This window comes from Desulfomicrobium orale DSM 12838, assembly GCF_001553625.1.
Lineage (GTDB): Bacteria > Desulfobacterota > Desulfovibrionia > Desulfovibrionales > Desulfomicrobiaceae > Desulfomicrobium > Desulfomicrobium orale.
Window position 1 is genome coordinate 670,902 of record NZ_CP014230.1, and the last position, 24,336, is coordinate 695,237.

Here is a 24,336-nt window from a genome sequence, read left to right on the forward strand (position 1 = left end):
TGCGGGAGGGAGTAACTTTGCCGCTTTCGGGCGGCTTCACGAGTCGAGGAGGAATCATGCCGAAAGTAAAGAGCAACAGGAGCGCAGCCAAGCGCTTCACCGTCACGGGCAGCGGCAAGGTCAAGAGAAGCCATTGCAACATGCGCCACATCCTGACCAAGAAATCGCCCAAACGGAAACGGCAGCTGCGTCAGTCCGCTCTTGCCGCACCGTCCTGTGTGGCCGCCATCCGCCGCATGGTGCCGTACATCTTCTAGCTCCGCCGGAAGGCGGACGAAACGATGCAGCGTATAGTCCTTTCCCACTATACCTGATCAAAGGAGCAGAACATGAGAGTCAAAAGAGGAAAAACAGCCCACCGGCGGCACAAGAAGTATCTGGCCCTGGCCAAGGGATACCGCGGAGCCCGCAGCAAGCTGTACCGCACCGCCCGCGAGACTGTGGAACGCGCCCTGTGTTTCGCCTACCGCGACAGAAAACAGAAAAAGAGAGCTTTCCGCAAGCTGTGGATCATGCGCATCAACGCCGCCGTCCGCCAGGCCGGACTCAGCTACAACCGCTTCATGCACGGATTGAAGCTGGCCGAAATCAGTCTCAACCGGAAGGTTCTGGCGGATATGGCCGTGCACGAAAAAGACGCTTTCGCCAAGCTGTGTGACATGGTCAAATCCAAGGCCTAACCGTGGCGCGCGATATCATTCAAAAGCTGGAAAGCCTGGTCCCGGAGCTGACGGAAGCCCTGGGCCAGGCTTCTTCATTGGAAGCCCTGGAAGCCGTGCGGATACGTTTTCTGGGCCGCAAGGGCGCACTGGCGGAACTTATGTCCGGCCTGACCGCCTTGGCGCCGAAGGACCGCCCGGCGGCGGGCAAGGCCGCCAACCAGGTCAAAGCCAAGCTGACCGGACTCTGGGAAGAACGGGCTAACGCCCTCAAGGCAGCCGGACAGCGGCGTTCTCTGGACCAGTTCGACCCGTCCACACCGTCCTGGCAGCCGGAACTCGGCTCTCTGCACCCCATCAGCCGGGTGACCAGGGAAATCTGCGCGGTCTTTTCCGGCCTTGGTTTCGAGGTTGTCAGCGGGCCGGAAGTGGAGAACGACTTCAACAACTTCGAAGCCCTGAACCTCCCTCCCGAGCATCCGGCCAGGGACATGCAGGATTCCCTCTATATTTCCGACTCCATTCTGCTGCGCACCCATACATCGCCTCTCCAGGTCCGGACCATGCTCGCCCGCAAGCCGCCTCTTGGGATCATTGCTCCGGGAAAGGTTTACCGCCGGGACTCGGACCTCACCCACACACCCATGTTCCACCAGATCGAAGGCCTTCTGGTGGATACGCAGGTCACCCTGGCCGACCTGCGCGGCACCCTGACGGCCTTCGTGCGAAGCATTTTCGGAAGCGGCACCAGAGTTCGTTTCCGGCCCAGCTTTTTTCCGTTCACCGAACCCAGCGCGGAGGTGGACATGAGCTGCGTCATCTGCGGCGGCCGGGGGCGGACGGACAGCCAGCCATGCCGGGTCTGCAAGGAGACGGGCTGGGTTGAAATCCTGGGATGCGGCATGGTCGACCCGGCCGTGTTTCTCAAGGTCGGCTACGATCCGGACGCCTGTGCCGGCTTTGCCTTCGGCATGGGCGTGGAGCGCATTGCCATGCTGAAATACGGCATCGGCGACCTGCGCATGTTTTTCGAGAACGATTTGCGCTTCCTCGGGCAATTCGCCTGAACGACAAGGTGAGATCATGCTTCTCAGTCTGAACTGGCTGCGGGAATTCGTACCTTACACGGGCGAAGTCCAGGTCCTGGCCGACAAATTGACCATGCTGGGCCTCGAAGTGGAGGAAATCCGCGATCCCTTTGCCGGTATCGCGGGGATCGTGGTGGGACACGTGGTGGAATGCGGGCCCCATCCGTCCTCGGATCATCTTTCGGTATGCAGGGTGGATATCGGCGCTGCGGAATACCTCGATATCGTCTGCGGCGCCCCCAACGTGGCCAGAGGGCAGAGTGTGGCGGTGGCTCCTGTGGGCACGGTCATGCCCGGCGGGCTGGAGATTAAAAAAGCCAAGCTGCGCGGCCAGCCGTCCCACGGCATGATCTGCTCCGAGCGCGAACTGGGACTGGGCGAGGGGCACGACGGCATCATGGTGCTGGATTCTTCCCTGGCTCCGGGTACTCCGCTGACCCGGGCGCTCGATCTGGAACGCGTCGTACTCGATGTCAGCGTCACGCCCAACCGGGCGGACTGCCTGTCCGTACTGGGACTGGCCAGGGAAGTGGCCGCCGCCTTCGGACTGCCCCTGAACCCGCCCGCAGCCGAACTGACGGAAGACGGTGAGCCCTTCGCAGCTTTCACCATCGAAACACGCGCCGATCTGTGCCCCTTGTACCAGGCCCGGCTGATCCGCGGTGTCAGGGTCGCCCCCAGCCCGGCCTGGCTGCGCTACCGTCTGCTGGCCGTGGGAATGCGGCCTATCAACAATATCGTGGATGTGACCAACCACGTGCTCATGGAGTGCGGGCAACCCCTGCACGCCTTTGACCGCGACCGCCTGCGCGGCAACTGTATTCGGGTGGCTACGGCCAGGCCGGACATGCAGTTTACCACGCTGGACGGTCAGGACCGCTCACTTACGGAAAACGATCTGCTCATCTGGGATCAGGAGCGGCCGGTGGCCCTGGCCGGAGTCATGGGCGGGGGCAATTCCGAGATCACCGCGGACAGCAGCACTGTTCTTCTGGAATCGGCGGTATTCAATCCGGTTTCGGTACGCAAAACCGCGCGGCGTCTGGGCCTCTCCAGTGAGGCGTCCTATCGGTTCGAACGGGGTGTGGACCAGATGGGCAACACCTACGCCATGAACCGGGCCGCGGCGCTCATGGCCGAACTGTCCGGCGGTCGGGTGGCTCCCGGAGTGGTCCGTTCCGAGCCCCGGCCCTTTGCCCCGAAAATCATTTCCTTTACTCCGGCCAAGGCCGCCCGCCTCCTCGGACAGGACATGGAGCCGCAATTCTGCCGAAACACCCTGACCAGTCTGGGTTGCACGGTAGAGGGGCAGAACGAAACGTGGACGGTCACGGCCCCGTCCTTCCGCCTGGACCTGGAACGGGAAGTGGACCTCATCGAGGAAGTGGCCCGCATGTACGGCATGGACCGCATTGAACCCACACTGCCCGTGGTGCGCAAACGCCTGGAGGATCTGGACAAGGCCGATCCGGCCTTCGCCTTTCTGCAGCGAGTCCGGGACTGGGGGCGCGGAGCGGGGCTGACCGAAGTGATCAACTACAGTTTCGTGGGCGGGGCCGATCTGGACCGCTGCGCCCTGCCCGCCGAAAACCGCGTGCATATCCGCAATCCTCTGAGCGAAGAGATGAACGTACTGCGTACGGACCTCGCGCCGGGCCTGCTCAACGCCCTGCGCCACAATATCAGTCAGGACAACGTGCGGGTGCGGATTTTTGAAATAGCGCACACTTTTGTGCCGGACGCGGCCAGCGATACCGGAGTGCGGGAAAACAACCGCCTGGCCTTGCTGCTCCACGGCGGACGCTTCCCGGGCCGCTACCCCTACCCCGAGGGTCACAGCGGCTTTGCCGACATGAAAGGGCTGGTGGAACACCTTTTGCTTTCCTTGGGCATTGTCCGCCCGCAGTTCCAGCGCACCGGCGAGCATCCCTATCTGAGCCCAGCCGTGTCCATATCGGTGCATGACTCCATCGCAGGCAGGCTGGGCAGGATTCGAGACGATCTGGCCAATACCTGTCTGGCCAGAAACGAAATCTGGTATGCGGATCTGGATCTCGACCTGCTGATGGGCATGTGCGGCCAGCCCGCTTTCCGCCCCATTCCCAGATTTCCCGTGATCCGGCGGGACATGACTCTGGCCGTACCGTCTCATCTCGCCATCGGTGCAATCATGGACTCCGTCAGGGAATTCAGCGAACCTCTGCTCGAAGATGTCTTTCTGGTGGACGTGTACGCGCCGGACGGGCAGGATGAACGAAATCTGTCCTTCCGTTTCGTCTACCGGCACCCGGAGCGGACCCTCAAGGACAAGGAAGTAGACAAGGCCAACAGCCGGTTGGGCCAATATCTGACGGAACGGCTGCCCGTGCGTTTTCCCTGACGGACGGAAGCGGCCGGGAGGAAACGGCACCCGTGAGCCCTGCCGCAGAGAAAAGATTCCGCATCGGCCATGTGGCCAAACACCTTGGCGTAGAGCCCTATGTGCTGCGCTTCTGGGAGGAAGAATTTCCCCAGGCCGCGGCGGCGAGGACGGCCAAGGGGCAGAGATACTATACCGAGCAGCATGTGCACATGCTGGAACGCATCCGCCACCTGCTTTACGAGGAAAAGCTGACCATCAAGGGCGCTCGTCAGAAACTCGAAAACCTGGAAGCTCTGCGAGGGCCGCTGGAGATCATCAGGTCCGAACTGGAAGAGATACGCAGATTGTTGGCGGAAAAACCCTGATCTGTCTTCAGATCAGGGTTTTTTCCAGTATAAGTCACACATCCCGACAGACACGGTAAAATCGCATGATACATCGGCAACACTTCATCCTGCGACGTACCCATGGCAAACGAATGCCGCACTGATCAAATTTCGAAAATTTTGTAGTAGAACTTTTCAATTGTAAGGTAGATACTTTTTCTGTTGAGTGCATGGAAAGTCTGCTCGTGAAAATTGACAACTTGTTACCGTCCGGCGCATCCTTTTTTCCGGATGATGCGTCGGACACCGGGCCGATTATTACCGGGGACAAGGCCATGCCGTAGTTTAGCCTGGCCAATCCATCCGGAGATAAGCTCAAACACCGGAACCTGCTCCGCAGTGCGCGGGAAAAGTGTGTGAGGACAAGCCGTTTCGGTGACACATGCCGCAGGGAACCAGGCTTTTACCTCGCCCCTCCATGGCCGAAGGAGAACTGAATGCCGCCAGAACCAAGGCAAAACAAACCCGCCCCCAACCCCATCATCCTTTTGCTGCTTCGGGAGGGAGTGCTCACCAAGCAGCAGGTTGAATATACGCAACGTGTCGCCTCCAAGCTGCACGATGTGCGATCTCTGTGTGAAATTGCGGAAGAACTCGGCTATGTGACGGAGGAGCAGCTCCAGAGCATCGTCAGGAAATACCAGGGAGAACTGCGCATCGGCGACCTGCTGAACGGGCTGGGGTACCTGTCCGACGAAAATCTGCGCCAGGCTCTGGAACTGCAGAAGAAAAGTGCCCCCAAGCAGAAGCTCGGGGACATACTGATCCAGCACAGGTTTCTCTCCGACGAAAAGCTGACGGAAATTCTGGCCCTGCAGCTCGGCCTGCCCATTATCGACCTGGTGTCCGCAGAGCCGGAACCCGCACTCCTGGCCAAAGCACCCACGGAATACTACGAGCAGTACCGCTTCATTCCCTACGACTACAGGCCGGACGGAACACCCCGGCTGGCCTTCGCCGACCCTCTGGATCAACGCAATATTTCCGCGGCCAAGGACTACTTCGGCCAGGACATAGAAATCTGCATCACACGTCTCAGCCAGCTCAACGAAATCCTGGCCCAGCGCAAAGAAGCCGCAGCCATGAGCACCGAGACGGACCCCAACAAGGTCAATGTCGTCGAAATCGCCAACGCCATCATTCTGAGCGCCATACGCAGGGAAGCCAGCGATATCCATGTGGAACCCATGGCCGACAAAATCCGGGTCCGGTTCCGGGCGGACGGCGTCATGATCCACTTCCGCGACTACCCCATCAGCGCCATCTCGCCTCTGGTCAGCCGGTTCAAGATCATGTGCGGGGCCGACATCGCGGAAAAACGCAGGCACCAGGACGGCCGCCTCATTTTCAATCACATGGGCGTGCAGATGGACCTGCGCATGTCCTTTTATGTGACGGTGTACGGCGAACAGGTGGTCATGCGGCTTCTGAAGAACCAGGAGGAGCTGCTGCCCATCGACAAGCTGGGCATGCTCCCGCGCATGCTGGAGCGTTTCATGGAGGACGTGCTGGATGCGCCTTCCGGGGTCATGATGGTCACCGGCCCCACAGGATCGGGAAAGTCCACCAACGTTTACAGCTGCATCAATTATCTGAACCGTCCCGACGTCAGCATCATCACGGCCGAAGATCCCGTGGAGTACAAGATACGGGGCGTGGCACAGTGCTCCATCATGCCCAGCATCGGCCTGACCTTCGAGGAAACGCTGAAGCATATCGTGCGTCAGGACCCGGACATCGTGGTCATCGGCGAGATCCGCGACAACTTCTCGGCGGGCATGTGTATCCAGACAGCTCTGACCGGCCACAAGGTTCTGACCACCTTCCACACCGAGGACAGCATCGGCGCCCTGGTCCGCCTGCTGGACATGGACATCGAGCCCTTCCTGGTCTCTTCCACTGTGGGCTGCATCGTGGCCCAGCGTCTGGTTCGCCGTCTCTGCCCGCACTGCTCCGTGCCCTGCCCGCCGGAGGTGAGCCAGCTCCGCAGGCTGGGCTGCACCCACGCCGATCTGGCCGGAGGAGACTTCCGCAAGGGGAGAGGGTGCAACGAGTGCCGGCACACCGGATACCGGGGACGTGTGGCTGTTTTTGAGATGCTCATTCCCGACGTGCATATCCGGGACGCGGTGCTGAAACGCAAGACAACGCACGAGCTGCGCCAGCTCAGTCTGGAAAAGGCGGGAATGGTCACGCTGATGGAAGACGGCATCACCAAGGCCGGCATCGGATGGACCACGCTGGATGAAGTCCTGCGTACATTGCCCAGAGTCCACAAGCCCCGCCCGCTGGCCGAACTGCGGCGCATACTGGGAGCCTAGGCATGTTCGAAATCTCTTCCATCGATGAACGGATACAGGAATATCTGGAAGAACCGGCTTGGAACCTGCCCGTGTTCGACCGGGGGGCCCGCCTCGTGCAGCAGGAAGCGTCCAAGCCCAATCCCAATGCGGAAAAGCTCACCCAGTGCATCCTTCAGGATCAGGTTCTTACCGCCGAGGTATTGAGCCTTGCCAACGCCCCGTTCTTTCACGGGATAAAAAAGGTCGAACACATTCAGGAAGTGGTGGCCCGCGTGGGGCTGCGCGGAGTGCTCGACTGCGTGATGGCAGCCATCCACCGCAAGGCCAGCAATACCAAGAGCTCCTTCGTACAGCAGTACATGACCAATCTGTGGAAGCACTCCGCGGCCTGCGCTTACGGCGCCCAATGGCTGGTCAGACGCTGCGGGTGGGAAGAACTGATCGTGGAAGCCTACATTGCCGGTCTGCTGCACGACGTGGGCAAGCTGCTGGTTCTGAAGGCCATCATCTCCGTCATGGAAAAGGACAAAGATACCATCCGGCTGACCAAAATCGTGGCCGACGAATTTCTGGACGCTTTGCACACGGAATACGGAGCCAGACTGCTCAGAAAATGGAATCTGCCCGAAATCTATTGCGAGATCTGCCAGGAACATCACCAGGCGCGTTACGACACGTCCAACATACTGCTCGTGGCCGTGCGTCTGGCCAATAGCGCCTGCAGCAAACTCGGTTTCGGCGTGCGGGAAGACCGGGAGATACAACTCGAAACATCCCTCGAAGCGAGCGTGCTGGGCCTTTCCGATATCACCCTGGCGGAGCTGGAAATTGCGCTGGAAGATTATATCGCCCGAAATACCTGAGCCGCTCATCGGCGGCACAAAAATCCAGGAGGCCCGTCATGAAACTGGCTGCGCGCATCACACGGATCAAACCGTCTGCGACGCTGGCGGTCAACACCAAGGCTCAGGAACTGCGCGCCGCGGGACGCAAAGTGGTCAGTCTGGCCGTGGGCGAACCCGATTTCCCCACTCCCGCGCACATTCGTGAAGCGGCCCGGGCGGCCATGGAGCAGGGTCAGACCAGATACACCGCCGTGCCGGGCATTCCGGAACTGCGCACAGCGGTGGCCGGCTATTTCCGCTCATTCTACGGTGTCACGGCGGCCATGGAGAACGTGATCGTCACCAACGGCGGCAAGCAGAGCCTGTACAATCTGTTCCAGGTGCTGCTCGATCCCGGCGACGAGGTGATCATCCCCGCTCCATACTGGGTCAGCTACCCGGCCATGGTGCAGCTGGCCGACGGCGTCAGCGTCTTCGTGCCCACGGAACCCGAGGCAAACTTTCTGACCACTGTGGAACAGCTGGAAGCGGCCCGCACACCCCGCACCCGCTGCCTGATTCTGAACACCCCGGCCAATCCCACGGGCTGCCACTACACCCAGACCCAGCTTGACGCCATTGCGACGTGGGCCGTGGAAAAAGACGTCTTCGTCATCGCCGACGAAATATATGACCGTCTGGTTTACGCCCCGGCCGAGCCCGCATCCCTTTCCTCGTGGTGGGAGCGCCATCCGGAGCATTTTGCCGTGGTCAACGGGCTGGCCAAAACCTTTGCCATGACCGGATGGCGGGTCGGCTACACCCTGGCCCACGAAGCCCTGGTCAAAGCCATGACCAAAATCCAAGGACAATCCACGTCCAATATCTGCTCCATTGCCCAGTACGCCGGGCTGGCGGCCCTGACCGGCAGCTGGGACATTCTGGATTCCATGCGCGAAGCCTTTGCCCGCCGCCGCGATCTGGGATTGGCCATGATCCGCGGCTGGGATGGCGTGATCTGTCCCGAACCAGCGGGCGCGTTCTACCTGTTCCCCAAGATGGACGCTTGGTATTCCGCCGCCGTTCCGGACTCCACGGCCCTGTGCGAATATCTGCTGGAGGAAGCAGGCGTGGCGCTGGTGCCAGGACAGGCTTTCGGCGACGACCGCTGCATCCGTATCTCCTGTGCTCTGGACGACGCCACTCTGAGCCAAGCTCTGGAACGGGTTGGAGACGCCCTGCACAAGCTTAGAAAATAGGCCGCGAGAGGCCCGTCACATCGAATTCTTTAGCTTCCAGAACCGCATCCTCATCGGGAATACATGATTTGAGCGCGGCCGCCTGCGCCGCGTTCGGGGTCCTGTTCCACCGCACAGGCAGAAAGAGGCCGCCAATCAGGATGGCCTATTGTTCTTCCGGGCTGCGGAGCATCTTCATGACACTACGAAAATGATCCTCTTGCCGACCAGCTTTTTTACAGGGCCTACAATGAAACATCGGTGCGAGGAATGTGGTGATGGGTCCCGGCGGTTGCTGGCTCACCAGACGCCTCCCGATGCGGATTTGGACTATATCTGCATGAATGTCCAAGTTCCATCTGGGGATGGGGATATGCTGAATTTTGGCAATATCTGCCGGGATTGTCTGAATTCTGTTCTGGCCGGTGTCGAAGTCGCTTCCGTGGATAACGGGGGAGTGCGGTGATCCCAGTAAAGCTCGACGAAGAGCTTCTTTCTCCGGAGAGGTATCTGTCTCTGACCAGCGAAGAGAGAACTGAGATACTGACAGCAACGCCCCTGGTGAAGCCGCTTGGAGCTTCATCGCTGGATGATGACTTTGCTTTCATCCTCGTGAAGTGGAAAACCCCAAGATACAAGGTGAGTCTGTAGTATAGCGTCGAAGAATCACTATTGAACTATAATTCTTGGTTACTGAGACAACGAACTGGCAAATTTAGCCACTGCGCCCCAAAATCCAAGATTACTGTACTGTAAAGCAAATCCAATAATAGCAATCAGGAATAAAATAATAAGATTTGCCACAATGCCTTGTGATACAGAGATCCAGAAAGATGTGCGGGAAACCCTTTGGAACAATTCATTTTCATATGCTTGAAGCATTTGTTCTGCATTGTTCTCAATAAGCCACCAAGCCTCATTTTTCGTATTAGATGGCACCATGGAAGAGATTCCATTAGACAGAACTTTTTTTATGTCATCTCTCGGGGATGATCTCATTTTTTCATCAATTTATACAGGGATGGGGTTTCTTTTTCCAGAGTAGAGTCAAGTATCTTCTTGATGTCTTCATCTTTATGAATCTTAGAAGAGGCTGCAACTTCATTATGGTATTTTGCGCCAATCTTGTTATTATAGCCAGATGTTGGCGAGCTTATAAGTTTAACCAATACAAGCTGAGCGACTCGTATCCCAGTTGAGATAGATATGGTTATTCCGGAATTATTTATGATAGTCAGGGCAGGGCGGCCAGTATACCCTGGGTTCATGTACATTGTCGTGATGATTATGCCTAACCTGGAGACACTGCTGCGTGGAAAGATTACTCCAAGGCAATCTTTCGGAATCATAATTTCCTCATAAGTTCCGATAAATGCGGTCTCCCCAGGGGCCATGTCCCGCCTTTCAAACTTATCTCGCTCTATATTTGAATCCTCGATATCTTCTCCTAGGGTCAAACCAGTGAGGTTGTACTTGTAGGTTTCACATCCAAGCCGAAGATCAATTGACGCAGGCTGGAGGCTTTCTTTGGAAAAAGGGCGGACGATTTGCTTTCCCCTCTCCATATACTCCATCAATGTGGTGTCGTTTAGCGCCCCGGTCATAGAATCTCCCTAGATAAAACGTTTTTTACCTATTTGAATTATTTTTCATGCTGGTCAAGGAAAAAATGGGGGAAAACATCCCCTCTTTCTCCCCCGACCCACTAAAAGGCGGACTTTTTTATCTCCGCTCTTCATCTGTTCCGTGCCGATTGCGAAAGACTGACATGTCAAAACTATACGCAACACTGTTTACAATTAATGAGGCCTGAGCCTAGCCCGTTATTTCGTTCAAAGATCCATTCTTCGCCCCCAAGCGCCCCCTTCCCGTCCCAGAATCAAGCCCTCCGGACATCCTTATACGTCATTTTGCGTCATTGCCGCCCGCCGCCGTGATTGATAAGGACGAAAAAAGGAGGTGGGGAGAGATGGTAAAGAAAGAGCTTGGCCCGAGCTATTTTTTCCCTAAAGATTGCCGCGATATAGAGATGGGGGAGTGAAAAACGAGCAGCAGAGGATGCACTATTACCCCATATGGCGTATTTTATTCCCTAAACATGAAAAACATTATATAGGTGCATGTATGAGCATTGCAAGTCAATCTACACATCAGAAATTTCCATTTCCATACGATATTGTCTATGATGAAACATTAAACGTTATTCCAGAGGTTGGATTAAGACTAAAAGAAGAAGACAAGATGCTTGGAAGAATCGTTGCGAACACTGGAATGAGTTTATTTTCTTGGGGTGAAAACATTGTAATTATTATAGAAAAACAAAACGAAGGCACTACAATTGTCGGGATAGAGTCATCTCTCAAGTTGGGGATAAATGTTGCCGGGGCACATCGCCATCAAAAAAACTTTAATGAAATTATATCTGCACTAAGTAAGCGCCTTAAAAAAAATACTCATCTTCTTAAAAAAGAAGATGACTGGAAAAATAGATCCTTTGACAACGCAATTGCAATACTCCAGTCGGCTAGAGATGGGTCCGTGGAGGAAATGCACTCTGCATGCGAACGAGTTGCACGAGGACTTATGCAGATAAAGGCTAGGCACAGGCCTCATTAATTGAGATAGAAAATGACGGAAGCGGCGAGGCACAGAGCTGAAAAGAAGGTATGCGCGCAGCGGTCATAACGCATGGCTATTCTGCGCCAGTCCTTGATCCTGCCAAACATGATCTCGATCTTGTGCCGCTGTTTATACAGATCTTTATCGTACGGGCAGGGTCTCTTCCGGCTCCTTCTGGGCGGGATGCAGGGCGTAATGCCTCTGGCGCACAGGGCGTCACGGAACCAGTCGGCGTCGTAACCACGGTCCGCCAGAAGCTCCCTGGCCTCAGGCAAAGCATCTATGGCGTCCATAAGCAGGGCGGCTCCTTTGTAGTCGCTCACCTGGCCTTCTGTGAGCTTCATGACCAGGGGCCTGCCGTGGCCGTCGCAAAGGGCATGGAGTTTGGAGTTCAGACCGCCCTTTGTGCGTCCGATGCAGCGGGAAAGAGCCCTTTTTTGAGCAAACTGGCGGCGGTTCGATGCGCCTTGAGGTGGGTTGCATCGATCATCACCTGGCCATCCTGTCCCGCTGTTTTTGCCAATTCGGTAAAAATATTGTTGAAGACGCCCATCCGGCTCCAGCGCAAAAAACGATTGTACAGTGTCTTGTACGGGCCATACTCGCGCGGCGCATCTTTCCACTGCAGGCCATGTTTGATGACATAAATGATGCCGCTGATGACTTTCCGGTCATCGACCCGCGGAATACCATGTGAACGTGGAAAGAAGGGCTTGATATGCTCCAGTTGTTCGGCAGAAAGGTAGAAAAGTTGGCTCATGGCGTCCTCCCTGAGCACAACTAACCAACTTTCCTGATTTTTACAATTAATGAGGCCTGAGCCTAGGCTAAGCCAAACAGACGGGCCAAAACAATAGGCCTTGGGGTATTGTGATAAGCGCAACACCCTTTAGAGTGTGAGGCCACGTCCAGATTCCGTCTCAGATAATGCCGCGCAGCGGACCTCCCGTCAGGGCCAGTTCGTCCACTCTCTTCTCGATCTCCGGCACATCGGTCAGTGGCGGCGCATGGTATGTCTTCAGACGGGCGTCCAGAACCATGTTCCGGCAGCCCCAGTGCTTGCAGCGGGTAAAGGCGAAAAGGCCGTAGGTGTCTGTCGCCGGGTCCGAACGAGTAAAGGTCACCCACAGAAAATTTTCCCATGATCCGCCTGTAAATTCCACATCATCCACCACCACCACCAGCGGAAAGCCGTCCAGACCTTCCATTTTTTCCAGCACGCGGCACAAATGCTCCATGCCGGGGTCGTGTGTGTCCCGTTCCATGCCGTGACGCGGCCCCTCAAGCAGCAGGATTCCCGGCGCAAAACAACGCACCTCGCCGAACCCATCCGGCAGAGGCAAGTCCCTGGGCGACTGCGTATCGAGAGTTCGTTTGGGGCGTCCGGCAGCGGTCCACAGCGCCTTGGAGCCTTGATTCAGGCTGATGCCGGAATAGTCCAACGTGTCCATGGTAGTGCGGGTGATGAAATGCAGGTCGCGTGACAAATCCAGCCGCTCCAGCACATGCCGGAAGAACTCCGGCACCCGGTGGCAGGAAAGCCCCGGCGCGTCCTCGCGGGCAGCCATGATCACGTACTTGGACAGAGAGGTCTGGGTCGTCCCCAGCAGGGACAGGCCATTGGTGATGAGCTCCTGAGGCTGGCGGTCGGCCGCGTAGGGCACATAGCGTTCGCTGCCCACGGCCAGCAGAAGAGGGTGCACCCCTGCGGCGTCCACGGCATGTACTTCGTGCACGCCGCTGAAGACCTGCGGGACCAGTCCGGCCGTCAGTTCGTGGATGAACGTCCCGAACATGGTGTCTTCCTGGGGCGGCCGGCCAACGGTGGTGAATGGCCAGACGGCGTCCGCACGATGATGTACGCATTCCACTCGCATGACCGGAAAGTCGTGCGCCAGACTGTAGTAGCCCAGATGATCGCCAAAAGGGCCTTCGGGTTTCTGGACTCCGGGAATGATGCTTCCTTCAATGCAGAAATCGCCCTCAGCTAGGACGGGCAGCCCGCCCGGACGCCGGATCATGGGGATGCGATGCCCGCCCAGCACTCCGGCGAACAGAATCTCGGCGATACCCTCGGGCAGAGGCATGATGGCAGCCAGAGTCATGGCCGGAGGCCCGCCCACAAAGACATTCACGGGTAGCGCCTGCCCCCGCTCGATGGCCTGGGCATGATGGGGGCCGATACCGCGATGAATCTGATAATGCAGCCCGACTTCACGGTCCGGCAGGTACTCGTTGCCCGAAAGCTGCACCCGGTACATGCCCAGATTGGACCCCATGAATCCCGGCCGGGCCGGGCTTTCGGTGTAGACCAGGGGCAACGTCACATAGGCGCCGCCGTCCCCGGGCCAGGAAACCAGCTGCGGCAGGCGCGAAATGGTCGTCTGCCGGGCCATGGACGGACCGTCGTGAACGACCTTGGGCAGCGTGTGCCAGCCGGCCAGAGCCAGTTCCGGCCAGAGGCGGGGCCGCTTCAATATGCCGACCGGATCCGCCTTGGCCGCGAAGAGAGCTTCCACCCGGCGCAAGGTGGAACGGAAAATATATTTCGTGCGCTCCAGCGTGCCAAAAATATTGGCAGCCATGGGAAAATCCGAGCCCTTCACCCGGCTGAACAAAAGAGCCGGACCTCCAGCCCGGAAAACGCGGCGCTGGATGGCTCCGGCCTCCAGATAGGGGTCAACGGGCCGATCGATACGGATCAACCGGCCGGTACGCTCCAGATCGTCCAGGCAGGACTTCAGGGTGCGATAGATCATGATTGCTCCGGAAATACCGCCGAAGCGCTTCCCCAGCGCCTCCGCAGCCGTTCTGTCTTACCGGTCGAACCTGATGTGCACGTCGGGACTCTGCCGCCACTGATCGAACTTCTTCCGGAGCCAGCGTTTGAACATATTGCGCGGCCCGGGCAAAAGCATCAGCAGGGCGGCGATGTCCGTCAGAAACCCGGGAGTGATCAGACAGATGCCGGATACAAGAATGAGCAGACCGTCGAGAAGCTCCTCGGCCGGCATGAAGCCCTGAGCCAGAGTTTCACGGATGCGCAGCATGGTCGCAAGCCCCTGGAGCTTGGCCAGGGCCGCCCCGGCCAGGGCGGTCAGAAACACCAGCAGAATGGTGGGGATGAAACCCATGACCCGGCCCATGGTGATCAGCACATAGAGTTCCGCCGCAGGCACGGCGATGAAAAGCAGCAGCAGTTTGCCCATCAGTCCTCCCTGGCGTCCGAGTGCTCGAAAGTCTCGCGGTCCCGCAGGCCCAGAAAATAGAGCACGCCGTCCAGCCCCATGTTGGAAATGGCCTGACCCGCGCCCTGCCGGACCACCGGCTTGGCGTGAAAGGCGATGCCCAGCCCGGCCACATCGAGCATGGGCAGGTCGTTGGCGCCGTCGCCCACGGCAATGACCTGGGCCAGAGAAATATGCTCCTTGGCCGCGATTTCCCGGAGCAGCCGGGCCTTGCCCTGCCCGTCCACGATCTCTCCTGCCAGCCCGCCGGTGAGTGCGCCGTCTCGTATCTCCAGCTCGTTGGCATAGACGTAGTCAATGCCCAGGCGTTCCTGCAGACAGCGGCCGAAATATCCGAACCCGCCGGACAGAATGGCGATGATGTAGCCCAGATTCTTCAGGGTGCGCACCAGACGCTCGGCGCCTTCGGTCAGCGGCAGGGCCGCCGCCACTTCAGCCAGCACCGATTCAGGCAGGCCCTTCAGCAGACTGACCCGCTTGCGCAGACTCCGGGAGAAATCCAGCTCTCCGCGCATGGCCCGTTCGGTGATGGCGGCCACTTCTTCGCCTACCCCGGCCCGCTTGGCCAATTCGTCGATGACTTCGGTCCGGATCAGCGTGGAATCCATGTCAAAGCAGACCAGACGGCGAATGCGGCGGAAGGCGTTGTCTTCCTGAAAACCGATATCGATGGCCTGCTCCCGCGAAAGCTCCAGCAGGGCCGCACGCATGGCCGAAATATCTACAGGTGTGCCGCGCACGGAAAACTCCACGCAGGAGCGCGGCATGGCCGGAGGATGGACGAAGGACCGGCGGCCGGAAAGACGGTTGATGCCGTCGATGCTCAGCCCGTGCCCGGTGATGATCCGGGCCAGGCTTTCGAGGTTGGCCGCGGAGATGGTCCGCCCCAGCAGGGTCAGGATATAGCGTTTGCGGCCCTGCATGGCGACCCAGCTTTCGTAGTCGTCCTCGGACACGGGCGTGAACTTGAGGTTCAGGCCCTGATGATGGGCCCAGAACAGCAGATCCTTGAGCACCGGCGATCCCGCCTCCTGTCCGGGTACCTCAACGAGCACGCCGAGGGACAGGTCATTGTGGATGACGGACTGGCAGATGTCGAGGATGGTCACTCCAGCGGCTGCGAACCGAGCCATGAGTTCAGCCAGAAGGCCGTCCCGGTCCGTGCCGGAAATCTGGATGAGGATGATTTCACGCATGGTCGTTCCGCGAGGGATTCACAGAGTTGCCACATGAAAGATGATATGGACAATGCGCTCGCGGACTGGACTCTGGTTCAGGCGGGTATCCGGATATGCCCGATTCACGCATGACAAGCCCCGATGACCATTCACACCCGCCCATGCGCCAGACTCCACAGGCGAACGGCCGTCCACTCCAGAACCAAGCCGGAATTGGCTCCGGCCGCAAGGCTTTCCTGAGCGCTGTCGGCGATGACTCCAGCCCGGCGCGCGGCGGTAGCGTCCAGACGGGACAGCAGATGGGCCAAATCCGTCTGCGGTGCGCCGTAGCCGGTCTGAACCAGAGAACGCTGAACTTCACCCAGTATGCGTCCGGCCAGCGGCGCATCCACACCACCCTTTTTTGCGGTCCATTCCAGAAAAGCGCCCCGGCCGGACTGGATGAACCCGCTCAGGGCCCGCATCCAGTCCCGCAGTTCCGGGTCTTCCCGGTCCGCCCTGGGCCAGCGCAACGTCAGGGTAAAGCTGCGCGAGACCAGAGTCGGCAGCAGCACCTCCCGGCTGGGGGCCAGCAGGACAAAGACGTTGCCGGGGCAGGGTTCTTCCAGGGATTTGAGCAGGGCGTTGGCTGACGGAGCTTCCAGAACCTGGGCCTCGGCCAGGATGACAACCCGGCGGCCGGAGCCGGATGGCGGGTCGCTCAGCGTGGAGCGGATTTCACGGATGTCCTCCACCTTGATGAAGACTTCCCCGCCGTCCAGCAGTATCAGGTCGCGAAAGGCGTTGCCCTGAATCTGCGTACAGATGGGACACGCACCGCATGGCGGCCGTTCTGCCCGGCAGTTCAACAGCGCCGTCCAGAACAGGCCGAAACCGAGACGTTCACCTGCCGTACCGCCCTCCAGCAGCAGCGAATTGGGCGGATGCGCGGCCAGGCGCTCCAGAAATCCGCCGATCCGGGGCTGGCCGCTCAAAGTGGAGTCCCACAGGGGCATGGCATCAGCGCAGAATGGTCTGATCCCGGTCCGGTCCCACAGAGACAATGCGCACGGGGATGCCCAGAAGCTCCTCGATACGGCCGATATAGTCGCGGGCGGCCTGCGGCAGATCGCCGTAGGCGCGGCAGCCGGAAATATCCCCGGTCCAGCCGGGCATGGTCTCGTAGACGGGCTCCACGTGGGCCATGGCATTCTCTTCCTGCGGCGGATACGCCAGCTCGGCCCCCTTGTAGTGGTAGGCCACGCACAGGCGCAGTTCATCCAGACCACCCAATACGTCGAGCTTGGTCAGGGCTATTTCCGTCGGGCCGTTCAGACGCCGGGACTCGCGCAGCACCACCAGATCGAGCCAGCCGCAACGGCGCGGCCGCCCGGTGGTGGCTCCGAATTCCGCGCCCTGCTTCTGCATGTACTCGCCGGGGCCATCGGACAGCTCCGTAGGGAAAGGTCCCGCGCCCACCCGCGTGGTGTAGGCTTTGACGATGGCCACCACGCGGTCGAAGAGGCGCGGCGTACAGCCCGCTCCGGCCGAAGCGCTGCCAGCCACGGTATTGGAGGACGTCACGAAAGGATAGGTGCCGTGGTCGATGTCCAGATGCGTGCCCTGAGCCCCCTCGAAGAGCACCCCGCGGTCCTGATGGGCCTGGATGGCCGCGGACACGTCGCCGAGGTAGGACGTAAGGCGTCTGGCCACGGGCAGAAGTTCGGCAAAAATATTTTCAGCGGACAGCGGCTCCTGACCGTACAGCCCGTGCAGCAGGGCGTTCTTCTCCACCAGGGCGTTTTCAATCTTGCGGCGGAGCAGGGCCTCGTCGGCCAGATCGGCCGCCCGGATGCCGATGCGCGCAGCCTTGTCCTCATAACACGGCCCGATGCCCCGGCCCGTGGTGCCGATCTTCTCGGATCCGCTTTTGAACTGTTCGCGGGCCGCATCGATGGCCCGGTGGTAAGGCATGATGATGTGCGTTTTCTTGCTGATGAGCAGCCGGGACGGGCTCACATCCACACCGGCTGCGGCCAGCCGGTCCAGTTCCTGGCAGAAGACGAAAGGATCCAGCACCACGCCGTTGCCGATGAGGCACAGTTTGTCCTGGTGCAGGATGCCTGACGGGATGAGGTGTAAAATGGTCTTCCTGCCTCCCACCACCAGCGTGTGCCCGGCGTTGTTCCCACCCTGAAACCGGGCGATGGCCCCGACTTCCGTGGTCAGCAAATCGACGATCTTTCCTTTTCCCTCGTCGCCCCACTGGGCTCCCATGACTATGATGTTTGCCATGAATCCGTTTCTCCTTGCTGGATGTGGCGCTCCTGAACGCAATGGCAAATGGCTTCTTTTCTTACGGGGGCGCGGGCAACGTGTCAATTTATACCGGCCTGAATGTCCATTTCCCCGCACCCGGCACGACCCGGCAGCACGACCATGCGGCCACAGAAACGGATGTTCCGGCAGGGACTCACCGGCCCGGGAATGATGGCCGGATGGAAGTCAGTCAGTTCCCGGCATTCCGGCTCTCCGGACTTTGCCTTGTACTGCCCAAAAAACAGACCGGATCGCGGGCATTATCCGCAATCCGGCCTGAAAACAGATCCGGGGCCAGACGCCCGGACCGTTCCTCCGGCGGGATTGTACCCGCCGGTCAGCGCTTGTCCGGCAGGGTGACGTTGAATTCCAGAACTTCGCAGTCTCCATCCCGGTTTACGTCCACCTTGATATGCTCCAGTTCCACATGCACGTATTTCTGCACCACCAGCAGAAGTTCCTGGCGCAGGCGCGGCAGGAATTCATAGCCGCCGTTCTGGGCCCGCTCGTGAGCCACGATGATCTGCAGGCGGTTCTTGGCCACCTCGGCGCTGCTTTTCTTGGAACGGAAGTAACTGAATATGCTCATGGTCAGCCTCCAAAAATGCGGGCGAAAAAGCCCTTCTTGGACGGCGTGACAAACCGGTGGGGCACATCTTCGCCCAGCAGGCGGGACACGGCATCGGCGTAGGCCTGGCCCGCGTCGCTCTCCTCGTCGAGAATGACCGGCTCGCCGGAATTGGATGCGGCCAGCACGGATTTGGACTCGGGAATGATGCCAAGCAGGGGAATGGCCAGAATTTCCTCCACATCGGCCACGCTGAGCATCTCGCCCCTGGCCACTCTTTCCGCGTCGTAACGGGTGAGGAGCAGATGCTCCTTCACGCTGCCGCCGTCCTTCACCTTCCTGGTCTTGCTCTGCAAAAGCCCCAGCACCCGGTCCGAATCCCGCACCGAGGACACTTCCGGGTTGGTCACCACAATGGCCTCGTCGGCAAAATGCATGGCCATGAGCGCGCCGTGCTCGATGCCCGCAGGCGAATCGCAGATGATGAAATCGAAGCGTCCGGACAGCTCGTCCAGCACCTTTTCCACGCCGTCCATACGCAGGGCTTCCTTGTCCTTGGTCTGGGACGCGGGCAGGATGTACAGATTCTCCGCGCGCTTGTCCCGGATCAGCGCCTGATGCAGCGTGGCGTCCCCCTGGATGACATTGACGAAATCATACACCACCCGGCGTTCGCAGCCCATGACGAGGTCGAGATTGCGCAGGCCCACGTCGAAATCGAGCACCGCCACCTGCATGCCCCGGCGGGCCAGTCCCGTGGCCAGAGACGCGCTGGACGTGGTTTTGCCCACTCCGCCCTTGCCTGAAGTCACAACGATGATTTTCCCCACAGTCCCTCCTGGTCCTGTCAAAATGATTCGATCAGCAGCTGCCGCCCGGCCAGACGGATCTGGGCCGGCCCGCCGAGCGTTTCCTGCGGCATATCTTCACTGACCCGGTACAGCCCGGCCACGGAGACCAGTTCCGCGCGCAGTTCCCGGCAGAATATCCGCGCGCTTTCGTTGCCCATGACTCCGGCCAGGGCCCGGCCGCGCAGAGCGGCATACACATGGATATTTCCGTCGGAGATGACTTCCGCCCCCGGTCCGACGGGGGCGAGTACGATGAGATCCCGGCCCCGGGCGTATATCTGCTGGCCGGAGCGCACGGGTTTGTCCACCACCAGGGTTTCATGACCCGCCTTCTCGCCGGAAGCGGGCCGGGCCGGAGACTGGCGTCCTTCCGGGAACACTCCCAGATGAAGATTGGGAGCCAGGCGCTCGTGAAATTCGTTGCCGCCCTGAATGCCCACGGGCATCATCCCTTTTTCCCGCAGCAGGCGCACCAGCCCGGTCAGGTCCATCCCTTCGCGCAATTGGCCCAGAGCGGAAAAATCCACAATGACGGCCATGTTCCGGAAGAATTCCGGCGTTTCTCCCAGACGTTTCTCCACGTCGCGGGTCAAAACCGCCAGGTTGGTGGTCAGGGGGCGAAAGAGAGTACAGGGCGCGACCTTGCCCTTTATCTCGAAAGACGGCACGGAACTATCCTTGAAATGAAAAGATGGCTGACGGCGGTCATGATGGGCCGGTGTACAGCCAGACTCCGCCAAGCACAAGGGCCGGGGGCGGGGCCTTTTTCCGCCGTTCGCTCCCGAACCGGCGAGCAACATGAAAAGACAAAGCCGCCGGCCGGAAGGCTCCATGCATTACAGCCCGGAATCACCAACGCCGTGACGAAACAACAAGCCAGCCTGTCCCGGAGCATTCTCCGCGCGTCCGGCCCTGTTTTCCGCAACAGATACCCGCATGGCCGCCCCGGCCTGCGAGATCTCCTGCGCTGGAACCGGGAACGCCGCAGGCAGGGGCTCCCCGCACCGCCCAGGGCGGACCTGTCGCCGGTGCCGCCGGACCTGGAACGTATCCACTCCGGCGCACCCAGGGGCCGCGTGACCTGGATCGGGCATTCCACCCTGCTGGTGCAGATGGCCGGGCTGAACATCCTGACGGATCCGCATTTTTCCGCCTGCGCCGCGCCCGTGCCCGGCCTCGGCCCCCGCAGATGGCAGCCGCCGGGGCTCGGTCTGGACGAACTGCCCGGCGTGGACATGGTCCTCATTTCCCACAACCACTACGACCACCTTGATCTGCCCAGCGTGCGTGCGCTGGCGGCGCGCAATCCGGATGCTCTGTTCGCCGTCCCCAGAGGGCTGGAAAGATGGTTCGCTACCCGCGTGCCGCACGCGCAGGTCCGGTCCATGGACTGGGACGAGCGCCTTCCGGCGGACTCCGGCACGGGGCTGGAGGTGTGCTTCGTGTCCGTACAGCATTGGAGCAAACGCGGCCTCTGGGACACGGACCGTTCCCTGTGGGGCGGCTTCGCCCTGCTCTCGGCCGGAATGCGCTTTTTCTTCGCCGGAGACCTGGGATATTCCGCGGCCTGCCGGGATATCGGCCGCCTGTACGGCCCCTTCGACCTGGCGGCCATTCCCATCGGGGCCTACGAGCCGCGCTGGTTCATGCACAATCAGCACATCAACCCGGAAGAGGCGGTGCAGGTTCACCGGGACATACGCTCCCGGCGCAGTCTGGGCATTCATTGGGGAACTTTTCACGGCATCACGGACGAACCGCTGGACCAGCCGCCCGCGGATCTGGCCGAAGCCAGAGAACAGGCGGGCATCCCGCCGGAAGAATTTTTCGTGCTGCGGCACGGGCAGAGCGTGGATATTCTGGAGGACTGAATGCCGGGCCCTGCGTTTCTGCGGCCTCGAAATGATGCGGAGGGTTCAGGGCGCCAGCCCGGCGAACCCGGCCCGGGCCTCCCACACGAAGGCGGCCACCAACCCGGAGTCCTTGACACCGGAAGCGTCTTCCACGCCGGTGTGCACATCCACTCCCGCTGGAGCCACGGCGGCGACGGCCGCGCGCACGTTTTCCGGCCGCAACCCTCCGGCCAGCAGCACCGGCAGCGGAGAACAGCGGACCAGCTCCGCGCTGACGGCCCAGTCGTGCACCCGGCCGGTGGCTCCGCTGGCCCCGGAGGCAGGATCGAAGGTATCGGTGATGAAGGCATCGCAGAAGGGCGCGTAGGCCCGGACAAACTCCTCCGGTGGCAGGCTGTCCCGCCCCACCACATAGCTTTTTATGAGGGCGAGACCACCTGCTTTCATCCGGGCCAGCACGTCTGGAGAAACAGGGCTGTGAACCTGGGCTGTGCGCACGTTCAGAAAGCGGCACAGGTCCTTCAGACGGCGCGGATCGTCCTCGTAGGTGATGACCACGCAGCGTGACGGGCCAAGAACGCCAATGATTTCACGGGCCCGGTCTTCGGACACGTCCTCGGCATGCACGGGCAGACGCAGGGGAAAGCCGAGCAGATGCACTCCCCGGTCCAGCACCATGCGGCCTTCCTCCACCGAGCGGATACCGGCCACCTGAATCAGGCCGGGGCGGAAAATGTTCATGAACGCGAAAGCGGCTGGAAATCGTATTCGCCCACGCCCTGCACCAGAAGATACGTCGCCGTTCCTGCCAGTGCGGCCATCCGGTGCGGACGGTCGGGACGAATGGAGCAGCGCTGGCCGGACGCAAACCGGAACTCCTCGTCCGGCTCGGCCGCATGCACGCAAATTCGCCCGGACAGACAGCACATGTGGTCTGTGACCTCGCCATGCACATGCCAGGGCACGGACTCTTCCGGATCGAGCGGCATGATCCGGACCCGCACATCCTTTGTCCACAGGATGGCTTCCGGCCCGGGCTGCGTCATTTTTTCCCCGCTTCCCGCAGAAGATACCGCGCCGTTTCCAGATCGTAGATCTTGAGTGGATCGCCGTGGGCCTTGCGTTCGGCGAACATCTGCGCCCCGCGCCGGATGATGTCCATGTCCAGCCAGCCGTGCCGCTCCCAGATTTCCGGATAATCGGCATTACTGAGCCGGAATTCAATGACGCCGTCCTGCTCCCGCACATACATGCGGATGCGTTTGTTGTTGGGGTACGGGTAGTAATAAACGCCTTCCTTGTCCTGCACTGTCCGCCTCCTGAAGTAATTTCTGCGGGATTTTCAAAGCCCGCCCTGAATGTCAATCCGGCCCTTTCACACACATCCTGAATTTAATTTGACAGACAAGATGCTTGAGCATATTTATTTTGATATACAAACATTACGATACCCAAGAGAAACCGCCATGCACGATCATCACCATTCCCACTGCCACCACGATCACGACCACGGAGAACGCGGCGCCCGCTTTGTTTTCTGGCTGACCGTCGTCACCATGGCCGTGGAGATCTTCTCCGGCTGGCTGTTCGGCTCCATGGCTCTGCTGGCCGACGGCTGGCATATGGCCAGTCATGCCGGAGCCATGGCCGTGGCCTGGTTCGCCTACATCTATACCCGCAAGAACGCCGACAACCCGGATCTCGTTTTCGGCGCGGGCAAGATCAACACCCTGGCCGGATTCGCATCCGCCGTGGGGCTGCTTCTGGTTTCCGTGTACATGGGCGCGGAATCCGTCATGCGCTTCTTCACTCCCGTGGACATCGCCTTTGCCCAGGCCGCGGCGGTGGCGGTTCTCGGACTCACCGTCAATCTGGTCAGCGTCTGGATGCTCCGGGATGAAGACCATCTGCACGCCCACGACCACAATCTGAAAGCGGCCTACATGCACGTTCTGGCCGACACCCTGACCTCCATCCTGGCCATTTTCGCCCTGCTGGCCGGAAAATTCCTGGGACTTGCCTGGCTGGACCCGCTCATGGGCATGGCCGGAGCCCTGCTGGTGGGACAGTGGTCTCTGGGGCTGCTCCGCGAAACATCGCGCGTGCTGCTGGACTACCGCGCGGACCGGTCCCTCCTGCGGGACATGCGCCAGCGTCTGGAAACCGACGGCCGGACCAGGGTCCACCGTCTGGATGTATGGAGCGTGGGAGCCGCCGGGCTGGCCGCGCAACTGACCGTCGAAGACCCGAGCCCCCGGCCGCCGGAGCATTACCGGAATCTGCTGGCCCAGATTCCGGGCCTCGCACGCGTCACGGTGGAGGTCCGCTCCAGCGCGGAATGTCAGGTGGAGGCGAGCCATGCATGAGACCGGAGAGCTGAGCGATCTGCTCATCGAATTCTATGAAAAATTCTCTTCCTGGGAACAGGCCGTGGTCCGCGACAGCGCCATCACTCTGCCCCAGATGCACACTCTGGCCATTCTGGGCCAGCAGAGTCCGCTGCGCATGAAGGAACTGGCCGCAAAAATGGGCATCACCACCGGCACCCTCACCGTCAACGTGGACCGTCTGGAAAAGCAGGGTCTGGTGGCCCGCATCCCTCACGAGACAGACCGCCGCTCCATTCTGGTCACCCTGACCGAGGCCGGGCAGGCCCTGCATCAGGAGCATCAGAATCACCACCTGCACCTGACCCGTGACCTGCAGGCGGCCCTGACTCCGGAGGAAACGCGGCAGCTTCAGGACATTCTCGCCAAGCTGCTCCAGGTGCTGTAAACCCGAAAGGCCGTGCCCCCGCAGATGCCGCCGGCGTCCCGACCCGCCAGCCGGGACGTCGGCTTTTCTTGGCCCGCGTTTTCGGG

26 protein-coding genes are annotated in these 24,336 nt (G+C 60.1%); 12 read left to right on the plus strand and 14 right to left on the minus strand.

The genetic code is table 11. From position 1 onward, the window contains the following. The first annotated feature begins 56 nt into the window (after positions 1-56). The 8 genes from rpmI to AXF15_RS03010 all read left to right on the plus strand — a co-directional run bounded on the left by rpmI (position 57) and on the right by AXF15_RS03010 (position 8,881). Complete coding sequence (gene rpmI / locus AXF15_RS02975) at positions 57-257, plus strand: 50S ribosomal protein L35 (protein ID WP_066603134.1); 201 nt, start codon at positions 57-59, stop codon at positions 255-257. Between the two features lie 72 nt (positions 258-329). Beyond that, a complete protein-coding gene (gene rplT, locus AXF15_RS02980) occupies positions 330-680 on the plus strand; it encodes a 50S ribosomal protein L20 (RefSeq protein WP_066603136.1) in 351 nt (116 codons plus the stop codon). A 2-nt stretch (positions 681-682) separates the two neighbouring features. Continuing rightward, positions 683-1,726 carry a phenylalanine--tRNA ligase subunit alpha gene (gene pheS, locus AXF15_RS02985; protein WP_066603138.1) on the plus strand — a complete coding sequence of 348 codons (1,044 nt, stop codon included), beginning with the start codon at positions 683-685 and terminating at the stop codon, positions 1,724-1,726. 16 nt (positions 1,727-1,742) lie between these two features. Further along, positions 1,743-4,127, plus strand: coding sequence for a phenylalanine--tRNA ligase subunit beta (pheT, locus tag AXF15_RS02990; protein WP_066603140.1), 2,385 nt, complete (start codon positions 1,743-1,745; stop codon positions 4,125-4,127). Between the two features lie 32 nt (positions 4,128-4,159). After that, positions 4,160-4,474, plus strand: a complete 315-nt coding sequence (locus tag AXF15_RS02995; RefSeq protein WP_066603143.1) for a MerR family transcriptional regulator — start codon at positions 4,160-4,162, stop codon at positions 4,472-4,474. 458 nt (positions 4,475-4,932) lie between these two features. Continuing rightward, positions 4,933-6,816 carry a GspE/PulE family protein gene (locus AXF15_RS03000; RefSeq protein ID WP_066603145.1) on the plus strand — a complete coding sequence of 628 codons (1,884 nt, stop codon included), beginning with the start codon at positions 4,933-4,935 and terminating at the stop codon, positions 6,814-6,816. A 2-nt stretch (positions 6,817-6,818) separates the two neighbouring features. Further along, a complete protein-coding gene (locus tag AXF15_RS03005) occupies positions 6,819-7,661 on the plus strand; it encodes an HDOD domain-containing protein (protein ID WP_066603148.1) in 843 nt (280 codons plus the stop codon). 38 nt (positions 7,662-7,699) lie between these two features. After that, complete coding sequence (locus tag AXF15_RS03010; protein ID WP_066603151.1) at positions 7,700-8,881, plus strand: pyridoxal phosphate-dependent aminotransferase; 1,182 nt, start codon at positions 7,700-7,702, stop codon at positions 8,879-8,881. A gap of 669 nt (positions 8,882-9,550) precedes the next feature. Here the strand turns inward: AXF15_RS03010 and AXF15_RS13950 are convergent. Both AXF15_RS13950 and dcd read right to left on the minus strand, forming a co-directional pair. Next, on the minus strand, positions 9,551-9,802 hold the full coding sequence (locus AXF15_RS13950; RefSeq protein ID WP_151192267.1) for a hypothetical protein: 252 nt from the start codon (positions 9,800-9,802) through the stop codon (positions 9,551-9,553). A 53-nt stretch (positions 9,803-9,855) separates the two neighbouring features. Then, positions 9,856-10,464 (minus strand): dCTP deaminase, encoded by a 609-nt coding sequence (gene dcd, locus AXF15_RS03020; protein WP_066603156.1) that lies wholly within the window; start codon positions 10,462-10,464, stop codon positions 9,856-9,858. Positions 10,465-10,897: 433 nt separating this feature from the next. On the opposite strand from dcd, the gene AXF15_RS13955 reads away from it, so the two are divergent. After that, positions 10,898-11,476 (plus strand): hypothetical protein, encoded by a 579-nt coding sequence (locus tag AXF15_RS13955; RefSeq protein ID WP_151192268.1) that lies wholly within the window; start codon positions 10,898-10,900, stop codon positions 11,474-11,476. Here the strand turns inward: AXF15_RS13955 and AXF15_RS13340 are convergent. From AXF15_RS13340 to minC, 9 genes are all read right to left on the minus strand, one after another. Continuing rightward, a protein-coding gene (locus AXF15_RS13340; RefSeq protein WP_236884811.1) for an IS5 family transposase occupies positions 11,473-12,239 on the minus strand; the annotation gives its coding sequence in 2 pieces (ribosomal slippage) (positions 11,473-11,906 and positions 11,906-12,239; 768 coding nt in all). The genes AXF15_RS13955 and AXF15_RS13340 overlap by 4 nt on opposite strands. Positions 12,240-12,399: 160 nt before the next feature. Then, complete coding sequence (locus AXF15_RS03035) at positions 12,400-14,238, minus strand: UbiD family decarboxylase (protein ID WP_066603157.1); 1,839 nt, start codon at positions 14,236-14,238, stop codon at positions 12,400-12,402. Between the two features lie 57 nt (positions 14,239-14,295). Next, the gene (locus AXF15_RS03040) at positions 14,296-14,688 is read right to left on the minus strand and encodes an FxsA family protein (RefSeq protein WP_236884812.1); all 393 of its coding nucleotides are present in this window, start codon (positions 14,686-14,688) and stop codon (positions 14,296-14,298) included. Further along, a complete protein-coding gene (serB, locus tag AXF15_RS03045; protein WP_066603165.1) occupies positions 14,688-15,923 on the minus strand; it encodes a phosphoserine phosphatase SerB in 1,236 nt (411 codons plus the stop codon). Before serB ends, AXF15_RS03040 begins: the two co-directional genes overlap by 1 nt. A gap of 131 nt (positions 15,924-16,054) precedes the next feature. After that, a complete protein-coding gene (locus AXF15_RS03050) occupies positions 16,055-16,900 on the minus strand; it encodes a hypothetical protein (protein WP_066603167.1) in 846 nt (281 codons plus the stop codon). A gap of 4 nt (positions 16,901-16,904) precedes the next feature. Beyond that, on the minus strand, positions 16,905-18,179 hold the full coding sequence (locus tag AXF15_RS03055) for an adenylosuccinate synthase (protein ID WP_066603170.1): 1,275 nt from the start codon (positions 18,177-18,179) through the stop codon (positions 16,905-16,907). Positions 18,180-18,540: 361 nt separating this feature from the next. Next, on the minus strand, positions 18,541-18,792 hold the full coding sequence (minE, locus tag AXF15_RS03060) for a cell division topological specificity factor MinE (RefSeq protein ID WP_066603174.1): 252 nt from the start codon (positions 18,790-18,792) through the stop codon (positions 18,541-18,543). Positions 18,793-18,794: 2 nt separating this feature from the next. Then, positions 18,795-19,601 (minus strand): septum site-determining protein MinD, encoded by an 807-nt coding sequence (minD, locus tag AXF15_RS03065; protein WP_066603175.1) that lies wholly within the window; start codon positions 19,599-19,601, stop codon positions 18,795-18,797. Positions 19,602-19,618: 17 nt separating this feature from the next. Further along, entirely contained in the window at positions 19,619-20,290 is a 672-nt protein-coding gene (gene minC, locus AXF15_RS03070; RefSeq protein ID WP_066603178.1) for a septum site-determining protein MinC, read from the minus strand. 192 nt (positions 20,291-20,482) lie between these two features. Here minC and AXF15_RS03075 point away from each other — a divergent pair, with 192 nt between their 5' ends. Beyond that, positions 20,483-21,493, plus strand: coding sequence for an MBL fold metallo-hydrolase (locus AXF15_RS03075; RefSeq protein ID WP_083517830.1), 1,011 nt, complete (start codon positions 20,483-20,485; stop codon positions 21,491-21,493). A 45-nt stretch (positions 21,494-21,538) separates the two neighbouring features. Here AXF15_RS03075 and AXF15_RS03080 read toward each other — a convergent pair whose 3' ends face one another. The 3 genes from AXF15_RS03080 to AXF15_RS03090 are packed head-to-tail and all read right to left on the minus strand — an operon-like array spanning position 21,539 to position 22,784. Continuing rightward, positions 21,539-22,216, minus strand: a complete 678-nt coding sequence (locus AXF15_RS03080) for a phosphoribosylanthranilate isomerase (protein ID WP_066603182.1) — start codon at positions 22,214-22,216, stop codon at positions 21,539-21,541. Continuing rightward, positions 22,213-22,521, minus strand: a complete 309-nt coding sequence (locus AXF15_RS03085; protein WP_066603183.1) for a cupin domain-containing protein — start codon at positions 22,519-22,521, stop codon at positions 22,213-22,215. Before AXF15_RS03085 ends, AXF15_RS03080 begins: the two co-directional genes overlap by 4 nt. After that, positions 22,518-22,784: a hypothetical protein gene (locus AXF15_RS03090; protein WP_066603185.1), complete on the minus strand. Its 267-nt coding sequence runs from the start codon at positions 22,782-22,784 to the stop codon at positions 22,518-22,520. The genes AXF15_RS03085 and AXF15_RS03090 overlap by 4 nt, the downstream gene beginning before the upstream one ends. 157 nt (positions 22,785-22,941) lie before the next feature. Between AXF15_RS03090 and AXF15_RS03095 the strand changes: the two genes are divergently transcribed. Together AXF15_RS03095 and AXF15_RS03100 are read left to right on the plus strand one after the other, a co-directional pair. Further along, a complete protein-coding gene (locus AXF15_RS03095) occupies positions 22,942-23,841 on the plus strand; it encodes a cation diffusion facilitator family transporter (RefSeq protein WP_066603189.1) in 900 nt (299 codons plus the stop codon). Then, complete coding sequence (locus AXF15_RS03100; RefSeq protein WP_066603193.1) at positions 23,834-24,250, plus strand: MarR family winged helix-turn-helix transcriptional regulator; 417 nt, start codon at positions 23,834-23,836, stop codon at positions 24,248-24,250. The genes AXF15_RS03095 and AXF15_RS03100 overlap by 8 nt, the downstream gene beginning before the upstream one ends. Positions 24,251-24,336 lie beyond the last annotated feature (86 nt).

Excerpts from the sequence above, each read along its gene's own strand:
- pheT (WP_066603140.1), top strand. The coding sequence starts at position 1,743 with ATGCTTCTCAGTCTGAACTGGCTGCGGGAATTCGTACCTTACACGGGC.
- AXF15_RS03080 (WP_066603182.1), bottom strand. The coding sequence starts at position 22,216 with ATGAACATTTTCCGCCCCGGCCTGATTCAGGTGGCCGGTATCCGCTCG.
- AXF15_RS03095 (WP_066603189.1), top strand. The coding sequence starts at position 22,942 with ATGCACGATCATCACCATTCCCACTGCCACCACGATCACGACCACGGA.
- AXF15_RS03000 (WP_066603145.1), top strand. The coding sequence starts at position 4,933 with ATGCCGCCAGAACCAAGGCAAAACAAACCCGCCCCCAACCCCATCATC.
- serB (WP_066603165.1), bottom strand. The coding sequence starts at position 15,923 with ATGCGTGAAATCATCCTCATCCAGATTTCCGGCACGGACCGGGACGGC.
- AXF15_RS03055 (WP_066603170.1), bottom strand. The coding sequence starts at position 18,179 with ATGGCAAACATCATAGTCATGGGAGCCCAGTGGGGCGACGAGGGAAAA.
- AXF15_RS03040 (WP_236884812.1), bottom strand. The coding sequence starts at position 14,688 with ATGGGCAAACTGCTGCTGCTTTTCATCGCCGTGCCTGCGGCGGAACTC.
- AXF15_RS03010 (WP_066603151.1), top strand. The coding sequence starts at position 7,700 with ATGAAACTGGCTGCGCGCATCACACGGATCAAACCGTCTGCGACGCTG.
- AXF15_RS03035 (WP_066603157.1), bottom strand. The coding sequence starts at position 14,238 with ATGATCTATCGCACCCTGAAGTCCTGCCTGGACGATCTGGAGCGTACC.
- dcd (WP_066603156.1), bottom strand. The coding sequence starts at position 10,464 with ATGACCGGGGCGCTAAACGACACCACATTGATGGAGTATATGGAGAGG.
- AXF15_RS13950 (WP_151192267.1), bottom strand. The coding sequence starts at position 9,802 with ATGGTGCCATCTAATACGAAAAATGAGGCTTGGTGGCTTATTGAGAAC.
- rpmI (WP_066603134.1), top strand. The coding sequence starts at position 57 with ATGCCGAAAGTAAAGAGCAACAGGAGCGCAGCCAAGCGCTTCACCGTC.
- AXF15_RS03050 (WP_066603167.1), bottom strand. The coding sequence starts at position 16,900 with ATGCCCCTGTGGGACTCCACTTTGAGCGGCCAGCCCCGGATCGGCGGA.
- AXF15_RS03100 (WP_066603193.1), top strand. The coding sequence starts at position 23,834 with ATGCATGAGACCGGAGAGCTGAGCGATCTGCTCATCGAATTCTATGAA.
- AXF15_RS03085 (WP_066603183.1), bottom strand. The coding sequence starts at position 22,521 with ATGACGCAGCCCGGGCCGGAAGCCATCCTGTGGACAAAGGATGTGCGG.
- minE (WP_066603174.1), bottom strand. The coding sequence starts at position 18,792 with ATGAGCATATTCAGTTACTTCCGTTCCAAGAAAAGCAGCGCCGAGGTG.
- rplT (WP_066603136.1), top strand. The coding sequence starts at position 330 with ATGAGAGTCAAAAGAGGAAAAACAGCCCACCGGCGGCACAAGAAGTAT.
- AXF15_RS03005 (WP_066603148.1), top strand. The coding sequence starts at position 6,819 with ATGTTCGAAATCTCTTCCATCGATGAACGGATACAGGAATATCTGGAA.